Source organism: Arthrobacter antibioticus (assembly GCF_030063205.1).
Lineage (GTDB): Bacteria > Actinomycetota > Actinomycetes > Actinomycetales > Micrococcaceae > Specibacter.
Window position 1 is genome coordinate 64,793 of the sequence record NZ_JASISQ010000002.1, and the last position, 16,531, is coordinate 81,323.

A 16,531-nucleotide genomic window follows, 5' to 3' on the forward strand; every position below is an offset into this window, starting at 1 on the left:
CGCCGGATGCGCGACGCCGGTAGCTCGCCTGGGGAATGCTCGCTCAGTTGCGGTGAGCGAACGTTTGCCTATAATCGACGTTTACTGAAGGAGCGTTGGATTAAACCCGACGTTAAGTGAGCGAGCGTCGGGGAGGCGGGGCGTCAAACATTGGCGTGTGCCCCTAACGCAACCACCGCCATCATCCATTGTGACTACCCTGAACGCACCCTGAATCATCCCTGAGGTAGAAGAAATTGACTGATTGAATGCGTACGGTGGTTATAGATTCGTAAACCGGGCCACAACGCCCCCAGTAAAACCATCCGAAGGGGTGTCCACATGATTGAGGCAGTCAACCTGGCTAAGCAGTACGGAGCCAAGACCGCCGTTGGCGGTGTCACGTTCACCGTGAAACCGGGAATGGTCACGGGCTTCCTGGGCCCCAACGGTGCTGGTAAGTCAACCACTATGCGTATGGTTGTTGGGCTGGATAAGCCCAGTGCCGGAACCGTGACTGTCAATGGCAAGCCATACGTTGCGCACCGCGATCCGATGCACCAAGTGGGTGCCCTGCTGGATGCTAAGGCGGTGCACACCTCCCGCAGCGCCTATAACCACCTGCTGGCCATGGCGGCAACACACAACATTCCCACCAAGCGTGTCAATGAGGTTATTGACATGACCGGCCTGACCTCGGTCGCCAAAAAGAAAGCAGGCGGATTCTCCCTAGGTATGGGACAGCGGCTGGGTATAGCCTCCGCATTGCTGGGCGATCCGCAGACGCTGATCCTTGACGAACCGGTCAATGGTCTGGACCCCGAAGGTGTGCTGTGGGTGCGCAATTTAGCCAAACATCTGGCTGGACAAGGCAAAACGGTATTCCTGTCCTCACATTTGATGAGCGAAATGGCGCAAACAGCTGATCACCTCATCGTGATTGGCCGGGGACGGATCATTGCTGATGCACCCATTGCCGATATTTTGTCCGGCACTCAGCAGGCTAAAGTGCTGGTCCGCACCTCGGAGGTCACCCGATTGAGCCAACTGTTAACAAGCAACGGTGTACAAGTCGAGTGCAATGAGAATGAGACCCTGGAAATTTCGGGGCTGGACTCCCGCCAGATTGCAACCATTGCCATGGATAACCGGGTGCTGGTGTATGAACTAACCACCATGACTTCCTCCCTGGAGGAAGCATACTTTGACCTCACCAAGGACTCGGTGGAGTACCACTCACAAGAACTTACTGATAATTCGCTTGGCAACGGCTCCGGCTCTGCCACTGAGCCGGTTCCGGCCGCTGTGAAGGGACTCTAAAAATGAGCACAACAACAATTACCGCACCCCACCGCTCAGTGGGCGGCTCATTGACCTTTGTCGGTGTACTGCGCAGCGAATGGATAAAGTTCCGTTCGCTATTGTCGACCCGACTGCTGCTTCTCTTCACCTTTGTTGCAGTGGTTGGAGTAGGTACATTGGTAGCTTGGCTCCAGGCATGGACCTTGGAAGGGGTCATGAAGAGCGGGATGGGCATGGGCATACCGGGCGCTCCCACGGAACCCATGACCTTGGAACAGGCACAGCAGGCGATTGGTTTTACCGGTGCCGCGATACCAAATGGAGGGTTGCAAATTGGTGTCCTGATTCTTGGTTCCCTCTCCGTGCTGTTGATGTCCTCGGAGTTTGGCACAGGTATGATCCGCTCCACCGTCACGGCAGTGCCGAAACGGCTGCCGGCGTTCTTTGCCAAGGCCATGGTCTTGATTGTGATCTCCTACGTCTTGACTCTGTTGGCTGCGCTTGTAACTACATTGGTGGCCATGCCCATCTTTGGTGCCTACGGCGTTGAACTGTCCTTTGGCACAGAAGGCGTCATCTATGCAATTCTCATGGGTGGGCTCTACGTAGCCGGCGTAGCCCTGATGGGTCTGTCTTTGGGCACCCTGCTTCGGAGCTCGGCAGGAGGCATCATTGTTTTGGTTGTCCTGATCTTCCTTTTGGAGATTGGGACAAGCTTGCTGGGACTGGTACCTGGTGAGTTCTTCAAATACGTCAACCAGTACGTGCCCAGCGTTGCTGGCGGACGGATGTTGGAGATCACTGACAAGGAAGCTTTCATCACGCCGCTATCTGGTGGCCTGATTTTCCTAGCCTGGATTGCCTTGCTGATGGTGCCGGCCATCATTTCCTTCAAGACTCGTGACGTCTAAGATCTGCTGAAGGTTTCCACTGACTACCGTTGGGGACCTAAGCTCACACTTATGCGCACATATGACCAGGCGGGGGACGCGGAACGAACGGCCGTGACCCCCGCCGATTCACCTTCCGCTGAGCGGCGGGCCGCAGAATTTACGGACCGCCGCCGTGGCGTCATTAGAAGTTACTTTCACGCCCACCCTCGCATCATGGATGTGGTGGTGGTTTTGTGTTATTTGGCCGCTGGTTCCGGGGTGGTCCGAAGTGGTGATTACGAAACAAATTTAGTCGCGCACTTTAGCATCGTGCTGGCCTGTGCCGCCGTGTTGATGTTCCGGCGGGACAAGCCCCTAACAGTATTGGCGATCCTGCTAGTTTTTGAGATTATCAATATCGCGGTGATACCAAATGCCAGCAATATTGGTGTGAGCCTCTGGTTCGCCCTTTATGCTCTTGCCGTGAAGTACCGGCCATTGTTGAGTTTCTCTGCGGCAGTGGGTGTGGCTATTCCCCTGAGTTTGTACACACTTTTCATCTATCAATTTCCCAGCGAATATCTTGTTGTTGATGGCCCCACCGCAAGTCAGACCACTATTATCTCAACCATTATGATGTTGCTGGCCAACATCATCGCCACCGGGATTGGCTCCACGGTACGTAGCGGGCGCCAACATGACGCTGAACTGCGCCAATGGGCCATCCGCAACGCCCAGCTTGCTTCAGTGGCTGAACGCAACCGAATCGCACGGGAAATGCACGACGTTGTGGCTCATTCGCTCACCGTCATGGTGGCCCTGTCCGATGGGGCCGCCGTGGTAGTCAAGCGCGATCCAACAAAGGCGGGCGAAGTGCTGGGGCAGTTGTCTCAGACCGGCCGCACGGCACTGGCAGATATGCGCCGCGTGTTGGGAGTCTTACGTGAAGATGCTGGTGAAAGCCGCTCGCCACAGCCGCTCCACACTGACATGGGTGCCCTGATTGAGGGATTCCGGCAGGCCGGTCTGCCCATCACCTTCATCCAAACAGGCCCACCCGTGCCAGAAGACCCCGCGCTTGCATTGACCGTCTACCGAATCGTCCAGGAATCACTAACGAACGTGCTGCGTTACGGGACGGCTGTCTCACGGGTGCGGGTCTGCATTGAAAATAAGCTAATCCATGGGCAATTGTTGGTTCAGGTCTCCGATGACGGACGCGGCACTGTAGATACCTCGATTGGTACGGGCCGTGGCATTGTAGGAATGCGGGAACGTGCAGGAATTTTTGCCGGAACTGTCGACGCCGGACCGGCCCCGCACGGCGGCTGGAGTGTTAACGCCGTGCTGCATCCCGCAGAGGGTTCGGAATGAAGGAGCAAGCAATGAATGAGACAGCGGTTGACGGCAGCGCCGAGCGGGCAGAAGTCATCAAGGTCCTGTTGGTGGATGACCAGCCGCTGCTGCGTATGGGATTTCGGCTGATCCTGGAGGGCGAAGACGATCTCCAAGTAGTGGGTGAAGCCTCCAATGGGCTAGAGGCACTGGCCGCAGTGAGCAAGCTGGCGCCAGACGTTGTGCTGATGGATGTTCGCATGCCACTCATGGATGGTATCGAAGCCACGGAAAAGATCAGCGCATCGCCTTCACAAGCACGGATCATCATCCTGACCACCTTCGATCTGGATGAATATGCCTTTGCTGGTTTACAGGCCGGTGCTAGTGCATTCCTGCTCAAGGACGTGGCGCCGGCGGAATTGGTACAAGCTGTTCGATTAGTAGCCAGCGGAGATGCAGTGGTGGCACCACGGGTGACTCAGCGGCTTTTAGAGAATTTTGTGCGTGGCAGCCGGGCCCGCGCGGCAACACATCCTGACCCGCTTCTTGAAGAACTCACCCCGCGAGAACTTGATGTGGCGCAGTGCATTGCCCAAGGGCTTTCCAATGCCGAGATTGCCCACAAACTTTTCCTTTCCGAAGCCACGGTTAAGACACACGTGCGGAGAATTCTCACCAAACTTCATTTGCGGGACAGGGTTCAGGTAGTGGTTTACGCCTACGAAACCGGCATGGTCATCCCCAGTAATTCAGATTACTAACGCTGCTAAGGCTCGATGGGAGGGTGCCACGCCCACTGAGTGTTCATGATTGAATCAAGGTATGACTTCCGTTACACACATCCTGGACCTGCGAGACTTCATCGAAGCGTCGCCATCGAGTTTTCATGCAGCCTGCGAGGCAGGGCGGCGGCTAAAAGCTGCCGGGTTCAGTCAATTAGAAGAAGACGCGGCATGGCCCGTGCATGGTAAGTGTTTTGTCATCCGGGACGGGGCAATTATTGCGTGGATAGTACCTGAAACGGCGAACCAGACCACGGGCTTTAACATTTTGGGCTCCCACACGGATTCACCATCTTTCAAGCTCAAACCGAAACCCACCACTGGCCGTTTCGGTTGGCTCCAGGCAGGTGTGGAGGTTTACGGTGGTCCGCTGATCAATTCATGGCTGGATCGCGAACTGCAATTCGCGGGACGTCTAGTTGACTTAGCTGGCAAGGAAACACTTGTCGCCACGGGGCCGCTCCTGCGCTTCCCGCAACTGGCCATCCATCTTGACCGTGGTGTCAATGATGGGTTGAAGCTGGAAAAGCAACAGCATATGAACCCTGTTTGGGGCCAAGGTGACCCTGGGCAAGAAGATCTGCTCAAGCTCCTGGCAGACCGTGCCGGCGTGGACGTTAAGAGCATTGGCGGCTACGACATTGTGGTGGCGGATACCCAACCTGGTCAGATGTTTGGGGCCAACAATGAATTTTTCGCCGCCGGCCGCATGGACAATCTCACATCAGTGCACACTAGCCTGCTGGCGCTCATCGCTGTGGCAGAAGCCGGTGAATCAGCAAAAGACGGTGGCAAGCCAATGATTCCGGTCCTTGCAGCCTTCGACCACGAGGAAATTGGTTCAGGCTCCCGCTCAGGCGCCTGCGGGCCTATTCTGGAAGATGTCTTGACCCGGGTCTCGGATGGACTGGGCGCAACTGAAAGTGAACGACGTCGAGCCTTCGCCAACTCGTTGTGCATCTCAGCGGACGCCGGACATGCCGTCCACCCGAACTACTCGGAGCGGCACGACCCGGTGAACCTTCCAGTGCTCAACGGGGGTCCGTTGCTAAAGATCAACGCTAATCAGCGCTACGCCACCGACGGTGTGGGCGCGGCGCTGTGGGCAAAGCTCTGCGCCATTGCGGGTGCTCCGTATCAAGAGTTTGTTTCGAACAACAATGTCCCGTGTGGGTCCACGATTGGTCCATTGACAGCCACGCGTTTGGGGATCCGAACATTGGATGTAGGAACGCCGCTGCTTTCAATGCACTCTGCCCGGGAGCTGTGCGGCACGGCTGATCCTTACTACTTGGCGCAGATTACCCAGGCGTTCTTTGGCGGGGCACTTTCCTAGCAGTGTGGCAGCTGCCCTAAGTCAGCCGGCCAAAACTAGGCGACGAGGCTAACCACCAAGTTAATGGTTGTGGCCAGAATCCCGGTACCAAAAACAAAGGCAAGCAGGCTGTGACGCAACACCGCTGAGCGCATGGTGCGTGTGGTGATGTTGGTATCCGAGACTTGGTAGGTCATGCCCACGCTAAAGGCCATGTAAGCAATATCCGTATACTGTGGCGGCGCGTCCTGGTTGAACTGAATTCCACCGGGCTCCCCGCCATAGTAAATTTCGGTGTAGCGCAGTGTAAACAGCGTGTGGACCATGAGCCAGGACATGGCTGTGGTGCTCAGCGCCAGTAGGGCAAGCAGGAATTTTCCCGTTCCTGCTACGTCTTTGCTGCCCACCATCACCAGTACCACTGCAGCCAGTGAGCCCAATGCGGCCAGCAAAATCAGCAGATCCGAGATTTGCCGGCCAGGGTCTTCCGCCACAGCGTGAGTAGCGGTGCGTTCGGCATCCATGGGAATGATGGTGAACCACACCGAAGCGTTGTAAATCAGTGCCGCAACGGCCCAGCCAACCGCTGGAGCATAAAACCAGGCGCCAAGAACGCCCGCCAGCGTGGCCGCTAATGCCCCGCATACGAGCATGCCCAAAATGCGCAGTCGTCTGTGTCTTGCCCGAGCCGAAGGTGCATGCAACATGTACGTGATCATGCCACAAAGCCTCACTCCGTGGCAGCAGCAGAGTTGCACAGACCTATGAACGCCCCCAGCTCGGCCATGCTGGAAGGTTTGCTGGGCATGAAATTGCTCAGCTGCGGTGACCGAATGATGACGGCGCGCCACTGACCACGCGAAACGGCCACATTAATACGGTTCCGATTCAACAAGAACTCCATGCCGCGTGGTGCTGCCGTGGGGTCTGCACATGCCATGCTCACAATGACCACGGCGGCTTCCTGGCCTTGAAATTTATCCACTGTACCAACCCGCACTCCTGTTAATCCGGCGTCCTCCAAAGCCCCGCGCACCACGTGAACTTGGGCGTTGTAGGCAGCCACCACCAAGATGTCTTCCTGTGCGAGCGGACGGGGCGTTTTGCCGGCGTCGGAGGTCCATAAGAGAGAAATATGGGCCTTGGCCTGGGCAACCACCTCAGCGGCTTCCTCGGGGGAAGACTGCACATTGTCCTTCTCGCTGCCACGTGCTTGGGTGACGAAGACGGTTTCTACCCCTGGGTCTTTGCCTGCCAAATAGCGTAGTTCAGCGGCTGGGGCGGACTTAAGCTTGCCTTCGTAACTTAGCTCCGAGACGGCCGTACACAGGGTGGGGTGCATGCGCCACGAGTCAGCCAGAAAGTAGCCCATATCCGCCGGCAAGGTGGCATGCGAGGCAGAAAGCCAGCCCAGTGCCGACTCGTCCACAGGTGCCGGGTGCGAACCCTGTGTCACCTGCGGCAGCTGTTGTGGATCACCCAGCAGCAACAACCGTTGGGCGCATTGTGCCACCGCCAGGGTGTTGGCCAGGGAGTACTGCCCAGCCTCGTCAATGACCAGCAGATCAAGTGCACCAGCAGGAATACCTGCCCCGGTCATGGTCCATGCCGTGCCGCCAATCAGCGCGCCCCCTTCATCGCTTAAGAGTTTGCCAAACTGTTTTTCATCGGTGATGTGCCACGGGACCTCGTGAGGAGTTGGAAGCTTCTTGCCCACCCGCTGGGGATCAACACCGGCTTTTTCAATGGCTGCGCGGAGCATGTTTTCCACCACGGCGTGTGATTGGCCAACCACCCCCACTTTCCAACCTTTTGCCACGAGGTTTGCGATGACGTGAGAACCAACATGCGTCTTACCGGTTCCGGGCGGTCCCTGAACGGCCACATAGGAATGATCCAAATCAAGCACGGCCAAGGTGATGGCGCTAATGTAGTCATACTGTTGGTGGTTGTGCTCATCCCTGTGCTCATCCCCGTGCCCGTGCACGACGGCGGATGGCAGGGTCCCCCCGCTGGCCAGCCTTGGCGGTGACTTGCGCAGAATCTCAATGCCTGGATGCTTGGGCAGGTGGGGCAGCGTGCTGCCCACCAAGTTTGCAAGGTCCGCCAAAGCTGCCCGGATGCTGGCCGTGGGAACGGGCTTGTTCGGTGTTAGCGCCATGGGCAGCTGGTTGTAGGGGGGAACCTTAGTGGTTGACTTTTCCTGCACCAGCAAAGTGGTCAACTCCGGAGTTGCTGGATCCGATATATCCTCCACTATGGTGATGTTGAAAAGCCCGCCCCGAGCGGTGGGGTCTTGGAGCTCCTCTCCCATCCCGTCCGGAAGAGGGGAGTCAAACATGCCAAACCAGGATGTCCCCGAACGGAAATCTGAGCCTTCGGTGGCCGTTCCCGTCAGTTTGAGCGTGCGGACCTCGGTCCTGGCGCGCGGTGTTGGCTTCTCCCAGTCCTCAAGCACTTGGGCGTCCTGCACCAAGAAGATGTTCCGTTCCTGGGCCCAGTCATCACTTGACTTCTGAAGCCGGTCGAAGTGGCTCCACCAAAACTGCTTGTCTTCACGGCGATGGTAGCTGGCAGCGGCAGCCACCATGGCGATGGCATTTTCATCAGCAGTTTGTTCATGACCTTTCTCTTGGGCCAGATTCTCAATAAAGGCATGCAGGGTCAGCTCAGCCGCAGTGTATTCGTGGCTATTTTCCTTGATCTCAGGAACGGTGAGCTTGCCGCTACCCTCCGACCACGCTGGCACTGCGAGCCCGGCTCCTATTGCCAATAGCCAGTCACGCAGGCGCAGAGTGGAAAGACAGTCATACTCGTTGTAATCGGTGATGGAGGCAAGAATCTGCCTGGCTTCCTTCGCCCTGGCAGTATTACCTGCCAATCCGTCGTCGCGCGCTGCACAGTAACTTGCGTACGCAACCACGGATGCTCCGGCGTCTGTCACCTCACCGCTGCGAGCAGCCGGCATATAAAATGGCTCAAGCTTTTTAATGGAATATGAAGACTCGGAGATCCGCACCGATTGGCGGACCGTGTCCAGCAGGTCCACGAGTAGGCCCGCACGCAGCCACTCATCCACAATGTCCTCACCCACACCGTGGAAAACTGAAAGGTTCCGCAGCGCCGACTTTTCATAGGGTGCGTAATGATAAACATGCATGTCTGGGTGGGCTGCACGGCGGGTCTGCACGTAGTCAAGGAATGCTACGAATGCTATGCGTTCCTCTGTGCGGGAATGCGCCCAAAACGGGACAAATTTTTCTTTGGTACCGGCCGGAGATGCTGGGTCAGGGGCCTCGATGGAGCCAAATAGGTACTCGATACCCCACTTCTCGGTGACCGGATCCTGCCACAGCGGATCACCTTCAAAGTCAAAGAAAATATCCCCACTGCTGGGTTGGGGAAGCTTGCTGACGCTATCTTTGAGTACTTTGTAGCTGACCTTGTGTGTGTGATTTCCTTTCCCTGCAAGAGCTGACCCATCTGCAGGGTCCAGGCCAAGCTGCATCCGGGCCTGATCACGCAGACGTGCCAGCGCCCCCGGTGCGTGGGCCATGGCTGCGAGGGCATCAATGGTGGTGATGCCCGCAGCCATGAGTTTGCGGCGTTGGGAGCTGCTCATTCCGTTCACCAGCAGAAGATCGTGGTGAACTTGTACCTGTTGAGCGCAATAATCGCACCTGCCGCAGTAAGAGATTCCGTCCTGGCGCCAGGCAACCGGTTGTGGCTGGGCCCGGTGTGCAGCCGTCAAGGCAAGGAAACGATCCCGGCGTTCTCGGAATACCGGCAGCAGGTCAGGCATGGGGTGGTTGCTGTGTTTTCTACTGCCCAGGACCAAGCTAGCTTGGCGGGCCACGGGAATTTGGTATTTTTGTAGTTGATCCCCGTAGGCTGCAAGTTGCAGAAGGGCGCTAGTTTTTGCGTGCCGGGCCAACTTGGTATCCCAGACGGCATAGGAACCATCAGCCTCCTTGATCAAGAAGTCGGCGAAGCCCACCAGTGACCCATCAAAAAAGGTTGCCTGGAAGACCACATCAGCGCCTGCGCGCAAGGCCGCTAAGGTTTCATCCCGCTTGGCCACCAAACTGGTCCACGTCATCTCTCCACGCGCAATGGACTTCACCCCCTTGTCCGTAGCGGCTTGCCACGGACCGTGTTTGTCGATCAGCTCAGTAAGGATCTTGTGTTCAAAGGCATCACCAAGGGTGGCTGCACGCTCAATCATGGGGTCCTTGGCGAAATCAGGTTTGTCTGCCCGCCCCAGCTTTTCATCCAGAACCCGCAAGGTCCTGTACTGGCATTCACTGGCTGTGACTAGATCCGAGGCGGAGTAGATCAGCAGTGATTCAGCCTTACCAGAGGCGGAAACGTTCGGGGAGTCAAGTAAAAACATGTCAGGGCCTTCCACGCCGGTTCAGTGCAGCACCTTGAATCTAGCAAGGGCTACGGACATTCTGAGAACGTGGCGGCCAGCATACCCACAGTGACATGGGGCAAGATGGAGCTACCACGTACCCAGGAGGCTTTATGAGCAAGTTCCGTTACGAAACCGCTATCCCTTACCCGCGCCCCGACGTCTTTGAATGGTTCACTCGCCCCGGCGCACTGGTTCGGCTCACGCCGTCGTTCTTTGGCAGCACTTTGGCGGAGCCCAGCGATGGTATTAACGTTGGCTCCAGAGCGGCTCTGGGAGTAGGTGCCCCGGGCAATATCGGGATGTGGTTAGGAACCGCCGCCGGGTCTGTGCGCGGACTGTTGCCGGCCTCCCTTGCCGGAAAGAAGTGGACACGACCCGAGCTTCGATGGGACGCGTTGCATACCGAACTGACGCCGGGAACCAGTTTCACGGATGTTATGGACAAGGGACCGTTGGCTGCGTGGACGCATAAACACTCATTTGTTGATGGTGCGCAGCCAGGTACCACCGTGACGGTGGATGAAGTGGATTACGAGCTGCCCGCCGTGGCCCGCAATGCTTGGGCGCAGAAAAAGATGGATGCCGAGCTCACGGCCATGTTTGCTTTCCGGGAGCGCACGCTACTAGCTGATCTGGCTTTTCATGCGAACTATTCCTCGGCTCCGCTAACCATTGCCGTGTCAGGGGCGTCGGGGTTGATTGGCCGTCAGGTCTGTGCCTTGCTAGGTGGAGGTGGGCACACGGTGGTGAAGCTTGTCAGGGGTGCGCCGAAATCCTCCGATGAGATTTTCTGGGATCCCGATGCAGGAGTGCTTGATTCGGCTGGCCTGGCCCGGGCACAGGTAGTGATTCATCTGGCCGGTCACCCCATAGGGGGCCGATTCACCGATGAAGTTAAGGATGCTATTTACCAAAGTCGGGTCCGTGGCACCACGCTGGTGGCGCAGACTTTGGCGGATATAGCGTCCGACGGCGTGGAGCGCACCTTAGTTTGCGGATCCGCGGTGGGATACTACGGCTCCGATCCACATGCTGGTGTCGCGTCCGCGCAGGATGGAACGCCGAGACCACTGGTAGAAAGCGACCCGGCCGGTACCGATTTCCTTGCCCGAGTTTGCCGAGACTGGGAAGCCTCCTGCGCCCCGGCGGTAAAGGCAGGTGTGCGGGTGGCGAATGTGCGCACCGGCCTTGTGCTCTCCGCTGCAGGAGGGGTTTTGCAACGGCTGCTGCCCTTGTACCTGGCCGGGGCGGGCGGGCCCGTGGGTGGCGAGCAGTGGCAGAGCTGGGTGGGAATTGATGACATCGCCGGGATCTTCGTCCACGCGGCGCTGACTCCGCAGCTCAGCGGGCCGCTCAATGGTGTGGCGCCGCAACCGGTAACTGCGCGAGAGTTTGCGCGTACTTTAGGTGCTGTGCTGCACCGGCCCGCGAAATTGAAGGTGCCCGCACTGGCGCCGCGGCTGTTACTGGGGGATCAGGGCGCTAACGAACTGGCGCTCGCCAGCCAACGTGTATCCGCCGCTAAGATCCAAGAAAGTGGCTATACGTTCAGGCACAACGACCTTGAATCCGCGCTGCGTCACATCCTTGGGAAGTAGATTCCATACCCGGGGGTAGTTATTACGTTTCGCACCACGTCTGCCGGGTGCGAAACGTCATAGCTACCCCCGAGCTTTGGAAGCCGGGCGAGACGCTAGCCTAAGATATCCACGGAGGCGGGCTCCGGCGTCGAACGTAATGCACGCAAACCAAAAACAACCATGGGTAGCAGCACTACGAGTGCGGCCATATTGACCCAAAAGAAGCCGCCCAGGGCCAGGATAGGGCCGGCGATGGCTGCCATTCCGGCGGCACCAAAGTTCATCATCATGTCATTGGCGCCCTGCAGCGGCACGCGGAGCTCGTGTGGGGCAGATTGGTTCAGTAGGGATGAGCCACCGATCAGGCATGCCGACCAGCCCAGCCCCAACATGGTGAGCGCCAGGGACATCATGAAAGGGTCGCTGCGCTCGGAAAAAATGGCGCCAACGGTGATGGCTGCCAAGAAAATACCGCAACCGAGCAGCACGACTGGCACGGCGCCCACCTTATCCACCAGGACGCCAAAAACCGGGCTCGCGGCGTACATGCCCAGAATGTGCAGACTGATCACGATTCCGATGATCTCCAACGAATGGCCGTGGGCGTTCATGGCCACCGGGGTCATCACCATGACACCAACCATGATGGCGTGACCGCCAGTGACCGCCACCAACGCTGCCAGTGCGCGCGGGTTGTGGCTGGCCAGACGCAGCGCCCGCCATGCCCCGTGCGCCTTGGCGGGCTTAACTTCACTGGCGGGACCGGCAGCACTGGCCAACTTGGCGGACGGCAGCTGACTAGTTTCCTGCGCCGGGCGGGGTGCAAGAAAAAACACGGAAATCACTAGAGCAGCAGTGATGAATGCTACGAAGGAGAACACGAATGGCCCCGACAAAGGAACTAAACCAAGGGAAATGCCGAACAAACGGCCGGGCTCGGAGAGGTTGGGACCGGCCACGGATCCTACGGTGGTAGCCCAAATAACGATCGCCATTGCACGTCCGGCTTTTTCCGGAGGTGCTCCATCCACAGCCGCATAACGAGCCTGCAAGCCAGCTGCCGTAGCGGATCCGAAAAACAGCATGCCGGCGGCCATGAGCCAGAACTGGCCAAGACTTGCGGCCAGTAGGACCAGTGCCGCGCCTACAGCACCGAGCGCAAAGCCTGTGCTCAGAGCCCAACGTCGCCCGGAGCGCACAGCCAGATTGGCCAACGGTACGGCAACCAGCCCCGCGCCCAAAGCCGACGCCGTTTGTACAAAGCCTGATGCCGCCGTCGTGCCTGCCAGTTGAGCCGCCAGGATCCCTCCCACGGCAACACCGGAGGCAACGCCAACCCCGGAGAGCAACTGGCCTATGACCAGAACGGTCTGGTTACGGCGTTGGAAGGTGGTGCTCATGCGTTTATCCTTGCGGGTGGTGTTGGGGAGATCTTGTATCTACAGTAGCGTTCTACGTCAGTGCCATGGCCGCGGCCTGGGTCACTGCCTCTGTCAACTGCGTCAGAGCTGCTGACTTGATTTTCCAACGTTGCCAAAACAATGGAATGCTTGAAATATAGCCAGGACATAATTCTATTAGTTCCCCGGCGTCAAGATCGAGGCGGCAATGCGACTCGGGTATCAGGCCCCATCCCAGCCCGCGTTTGACGGCTTCCCCAAACTGAAGGGTATCCGGAATGAAGTGCTGGGTGCCAAGGAGCGGGGAGCCCGTCATGGCGGTAAAAAAGTTGCTTTGAAGGGTGTCATTGCGGTCAAACTGCATGGCTGGAGCTGCTGCGAAATGCTGTGTCGAGAATCCTTGCGGAAACCATTGGTTCATGAATGCCGCCGAGGCAACCCCGCGGTATGTCATCGCACCCAGAGGCAGCACCGAACAGCCCTGGACGGGATCAGCCGTGGCGGTTACGGCTGCCATCACCTCACCCGAGCGCAGAAGATCCACGGAATGTTGCTCGTCAGCTCGGATAACTTCACAGCTCAAGGTGCCATCCGGGACTAACGTTGCAAGCGCGTCCATGAACCATGTGGCCAATGAATCAGCATTCACCACAACTGCAATCGAGGCCCGGTTGGTGCTCTGCAAACCCAACTCAACACTGGCGTCAGCTTCGAGTTGACGCAGCTGACGCGCAAGACGGTGCACAACTGTCCCTGCCGAGGTGGCGGTAATGGGAGTGGTTCGCTGCAACAGTATCTGCCCGGCAGTTTGCTCCATCGCTTTGATGCGTTGCGAAATGGCTGAGGCACTCACATGCAGCTGCTGCGCTGCAGCCTCGAACGTGCCTCGTTCCAGAACGGCAAGAAGGGTGTGTAGTTGTTCGGTTTGGAATGCGCCCATTAGATTTCCTTAGGTATCAATAGAATAATTAGCTGTACCACCTGATGTAAGACTAGTAGTTTCAATGCTCGTGATGTCATTAAACATTCTTGGAACAATAGCTACTGGCTTTGGGGCAGGACTTGCCCTCATCATCGCCATCGGAGCGCAAAACGTATTTGTCCTGCGCCAAGGTATCCGCCAGGAACACGTTAGTCTCGTTGTTTTGTTCTGCATGCTCAGCGATATTGTACTGATTGCTGGCGGCATATATGGGATCGGGACGGTCATCACGGCGGTGCCGGCAGTGGTTGTGGTAATCAGGCTGGGAGGGGCCGTATTCCTAATTTTTTACGGCGTTTTAGCGGCCAAACGCGCCAGCCGACCCTCCACGCTGACAGCAGATAGCGGGCACGGCCGACTGAGCAGGAAGGCGGTGCTGCTCACGCTGACGGCACTGACTTGGCTGAACCCTCACGTTTACCTAGACACCGTGTTATTGCTGGGAACATTGGCCAATCAGCATGGCGACCTGCGCTGGTGGTTCGGAGCAGGTGCGGCCTTAGGCAGCGTCATCTGGTTCAGCGCGTTGGGCTACAGCGCTAAGCTGCTGCGACCCGTCTTTGCCAAGCCCGGGGCATGGCGGGTACTTGATGGGTTAGTTGCCGCCGTGATGCTCTTCCTGGGCGTGAAGTTGGCACTGGGGGCTTAGTCGGCATGAACTAAATAAAGTTCATCTCCACTTGCAGGAATGCTTCAGCTGAGATGATGGCGCCCACAAAGGCTTCTTCTTCAGTGGGAGACTTCTGTGGTGTGCGGGTGAACCACTCATGGGTGGTCATATGAACTTTGAGCACTCCACCGCCCGCCGGGGCGTAGAACAACCCAAAGCGTTGAACTGGCCACTCCGCAGAAGTCTCAATCCCAACCAACAGCGCCGCGTTCAGTGCCGGGTTAAACCACTGGGCGATTGGTCTACGCCTGTCCTCGAAAAACAGCCCTGCACAGTAGCGGGCGGCCGCTACCTCACCCATTTCCAGGCACAGCCGCTCACGCCACAACGGCAAAATGACCGTGTCATGGCGCTGCCACACGGCTGGGACCAGAGGCTTGTCGCTGCGAGAGCTCACAAATCAATTTTAGCTAATCCACCGGTAGTTGCCAGCTGCGCAGTATTCCTCTTTTACTTTCGGGCCGGCCGGCCGTTATTCACAGCCCACGCCGTCGCCGTCGCGATCGAACTTAGCCTGAAAACCCGGCTGGCCAATATGGATTGGCGCCGCTCCGGCTGCTCTGACCGCTGAACAGTTCTGGTAGTAAGGTTCTGGCGCCGAGACAGGAGGGGCCGGAGCGGGGACCGGGGGCGCTGCTGGCGGAGCCACCTGAACGGGGGCTTCAATAGGAGCCACAATAGCTGCCTCCACGGGGATCACCGGGACCACCGGAGCTGGCTCGGCGGTCGCGGGCTCAACCGGGGCGGCAGTCTGGTTGGTTGGCGCTGAAATATCAGCGCAACCCTCCAGAACCCGCGCCATGGCATCATGCTCAGCCTGAGTCACCCATAAAGTGTAGGTCGCCTTGACCGAGATCTGCCTGGCTACGTAATCACATCTAAAACTCTTATTGGGCGGCAACCAAGTGGCCGCGTCACCGGCGCCCTTCTTTTGGTTGCTTGGACCATCAACGGCCAACAGGTTCAAAGGATCGTTGGCAAAGGCTGTACGTTGGGCAACCGTGAGCTGCTGGGCACCCTTCTGCCACGCATCATTCAGGGCAACAACATGATCTATCTGAACAGCACTGCTTGTCGCTGACCCCCGGATGAAATCGATGGTCTTGGCCGTGTATGGATCGGCTAGAACACCCGAGAGGACCAGGCAGTCGCGTGTGCCTGGCTTGAACGTTTTGGCACTCAAGTCCCTATTCAAGATGTCGTTGCGTGTATCGCAACCATTCCTATCCACATCAGCCCACGCCTGCCCAAATTCACTGCGACTGTAACCGGTCTTTGGCGCCCGTCCCTTGATCGGCAGGGTTTTGAGCACTTCCAAGGCCTTGGTGGCAAACGGTGGCTGCACGTGTGAGGCCAGATCAGCATCACCTGCGTCGATGACGCCGTCACTGTCTAGCGGAGTTGCATCATTGGCCGAAGAGGAAGGCTGGGGTGTTTCAATCGCCAAAGCGCTTACCGTTGGAGTGCTCGACGCCGGAACCACCTGGGGTGCCGCAGCGCCCCCACATGCTGTTGTTAAGAAAAGGACGGAGGCTAGTGCCGAGCCCACAATGAAATCGGTGGCGCCCAGCGTGCGGGTAGGACGGGATTTAGACAAGACGCAGTGCCCCCAGGCTCAAAGTGATCAGTACGACTTGAGCATACCGGTAGGGGTAAAGAAACTATGACACTAGCTCTAGGAAGGCCGCTCCTGATGTCCCTGACACTTCGTGGCCCTGGCAGCTCCTGACCCTCACCGCTACCGCGTTACATCCACCACGTACCGCACCTCCGTACCCCGCCCTCACCCCCGCGCTTTGCGCCCACCCCGCACATCCACCCCGCTGAGATTGGAGATAAACACCAACCGGAGGTTGGTGTTTATCTCCAATCTCAGCGTCGGGGAAGGGGGTTA

13 protein-coding genes are annotated in these 16,531 nt (G+C 57.9%); 7 read left to right on the forward strand and 6 right to left on the reverse strand.

What is annotated here, in order from left to right; translation table 11 throughout:
• The first annotated feature begins 321 nt into the window (after window positions 1-321).
• The 5 genes from QMG40_RS05315 to QMG40_RS05335 all read left to right on the forward strand — a co-directional run bounded on the left by QMG40_RS05315 (window position 322) and on the right by QMG40_RS05335 (window position 5,609).
• Window positions 322-1,299, forward strand: a complete 978-nt coding sequence (locus tag QMG40_RS05315; protein WP_283528784.1) for an ABC transporter ATP-binding protein — start codon at window positions 322-324, stop codon at window positions 1,297-1,299.
• A gap of 2 nt (window positions 1,300-1,301) precedes the next feature.
• On the forward strand, window positions 1,302-2,192 hold the full coding sequence (locus tag QMG40_RS05320; protein ID WP_283528786.1) for an ABC transporter permease: 891 nt from the start codon (window positions 1,302-1,304) through the stop codon (window positions 2,190-2,192).
• Window positions 2,193-2,243: 51 nt separating this feature from the next.
• Window positions 2,244-3,527 (forward strand): sensor histidine kinase, encoded by a 1,284-nt coding sequence (locus tag QMG40_RS05325; RefSeq protein ID WP_283528788.1) that lies wholly within the window; start codon window positions 2,244-2,246, stop codon window positions 3,525-3,527.
• Window positions 3,528-3,538: 11 nt separating this feature from the next.
• Window positions 3,539-4,252 carry a response regulator gene (locus QMG40_RS05330; protein WP_283528790.1) on the forward strand — a complete coding sequence of 238 codons (714 nt, stop codon included), beginning with the start codon at window positions 3,539-3,541 and terminating at the stop codon, window positions 4,250-4,252.
• A gap of 61 nt (window positions 4,253-4,313) precedes the next feature.
• The gene (locus QMG40_RS05335) at window positions 4,314-5,609 is read left to right on the forward strand and encodes a M18 family aminopeptidase (RefSeq protein WP_283528792.1); all 1,296 of its coding nucleotides are present in this window, start codon (window positions 4,314-4,316) and stop codon (window positions 5,607-5,609) included.
• 35 nt (window positions 5,610-5,644) lie between these two features.
• Here the strand turns inward: QMG40_RS05335 and QMG40_RS05340 are convergent, their stop codons facing one another.
• Both QMG40_RS05340 and QMG40_RS05345 read right to left on the reverse strand, forming a co-directional pair.
• Window positions 5,645-6,307: a DUF1345 domain-containing protein gene (locus QMG40_RS05340; RefSeq protein WP_283528794.1), complete on the reverse strand. Its 663-nt coding sequence runs from the start codon at window positions 6,305-6,307 to the stop codon at window positions 5,645-5,647.
• Between the two features lie 11 nt (window positions 6,308-6,318).
• On the reverse strand, window positions 6,319-9,981 hold the full coding sequence (locus tag QMG40_RS05345) for a TM0106 family RecB-like putative nuclease (protein WP_283528797.1): 3,663 nt from the start codon (window positions 9,979-9,981) through the stop codon (window positions 6,319-6,321).
• 134 nt (window positions 9,982-10,115) lie between these two features.
• Here QMG40_RS05345 and QMG40_RS05350 point away from each other — a divergent pair, with 134 nt between their 5' ends.
• A complete protein-coding gene (locus QMG40_RS05350; RefSeq protein ID WP_283528799.1) occupies window positions 10,116-11,603 on the forward strand; it encodes a TIGR01777 family oxidoreductase in 1,488 nt (495 codons plus the stop codon).
• 95 nt (window positions 11,604-11,698) lie between these two features.
• On the opposite strand, the gene QMG40_RS05355 is transcribed toward QMG40_RS05350, so the two are convergent.
• Window positions 11,699-12,985, reverse strand: coding sequence for an MFS transporter (locus QMG40_RS05355; RefSeq protein WP_283528801.1), 1,287 nt, complete (start codon window positions 12,983-12,985; stop codon window positions 11,699-11,701).
• Between the two features lie 52 nt (window positions 12,986-13,037).
• Window positions 13,038-13,925 carry a LysR family transcriptional regulator ArgP gene (locus QMG40_RS05360; protein ID WP_283528803.1) on the reverse strand — a complete coding sequence of 296 codons (888 nt, stop codon included), beginning with the start codon at window positions 13,923-13,925 and terminating at the stop codon, window positions 13,038-13,040.
• Between the two features lie 73 nt (window positions 13,926-13,998).
• On the opposite strand from QMG40_RS05360, the gene QMG40_RS05365 reads away from it, so the two are divergent.
• Window positions 13,999-14,616 carry a LysE/ArgO family amino acid transporter gene (locus QMG40_RS05365; RefSeq protein WP_283528805.1) on the forward strand — a complete coding sequence of 206 codons (618 nt, stop codon included), beginning with the start codon at window positions 13,999-14,001 and terminating at the stop codon, window positions 14,614-14,616.
• Window positions 14,617-14,626: 10 nt separating this feature from the next.
• Here QMG40_RS05365 and QMG40_RS05370 read toward each other — a convergent pair whose 3' ends face one another.
• A complete protein-coding gene (locus tag QMG40_RS05370; protein WP_283528807.1) occupies window positions 14,627-15,034 on the reverse strand; it encodes a hypothetical protein in 408 nt (135 codons plus the stop codon).
• A gap of 75 nt (window positions 15,035-15,109) precedes the next feature.
• A complete protein-coding gene (locus QMG40_RS05375) occupies window positions 15,110-16,234 on the reverse strand; it encodes a GmrSD restriction endonuclease domain-containing protein (RefSeq protein ID WP_283528809.1) in 1,125 nt (374 codons plus the stop codon).
• Window positions 16,235-16,531: the final 297 nt, after the last annotated feature.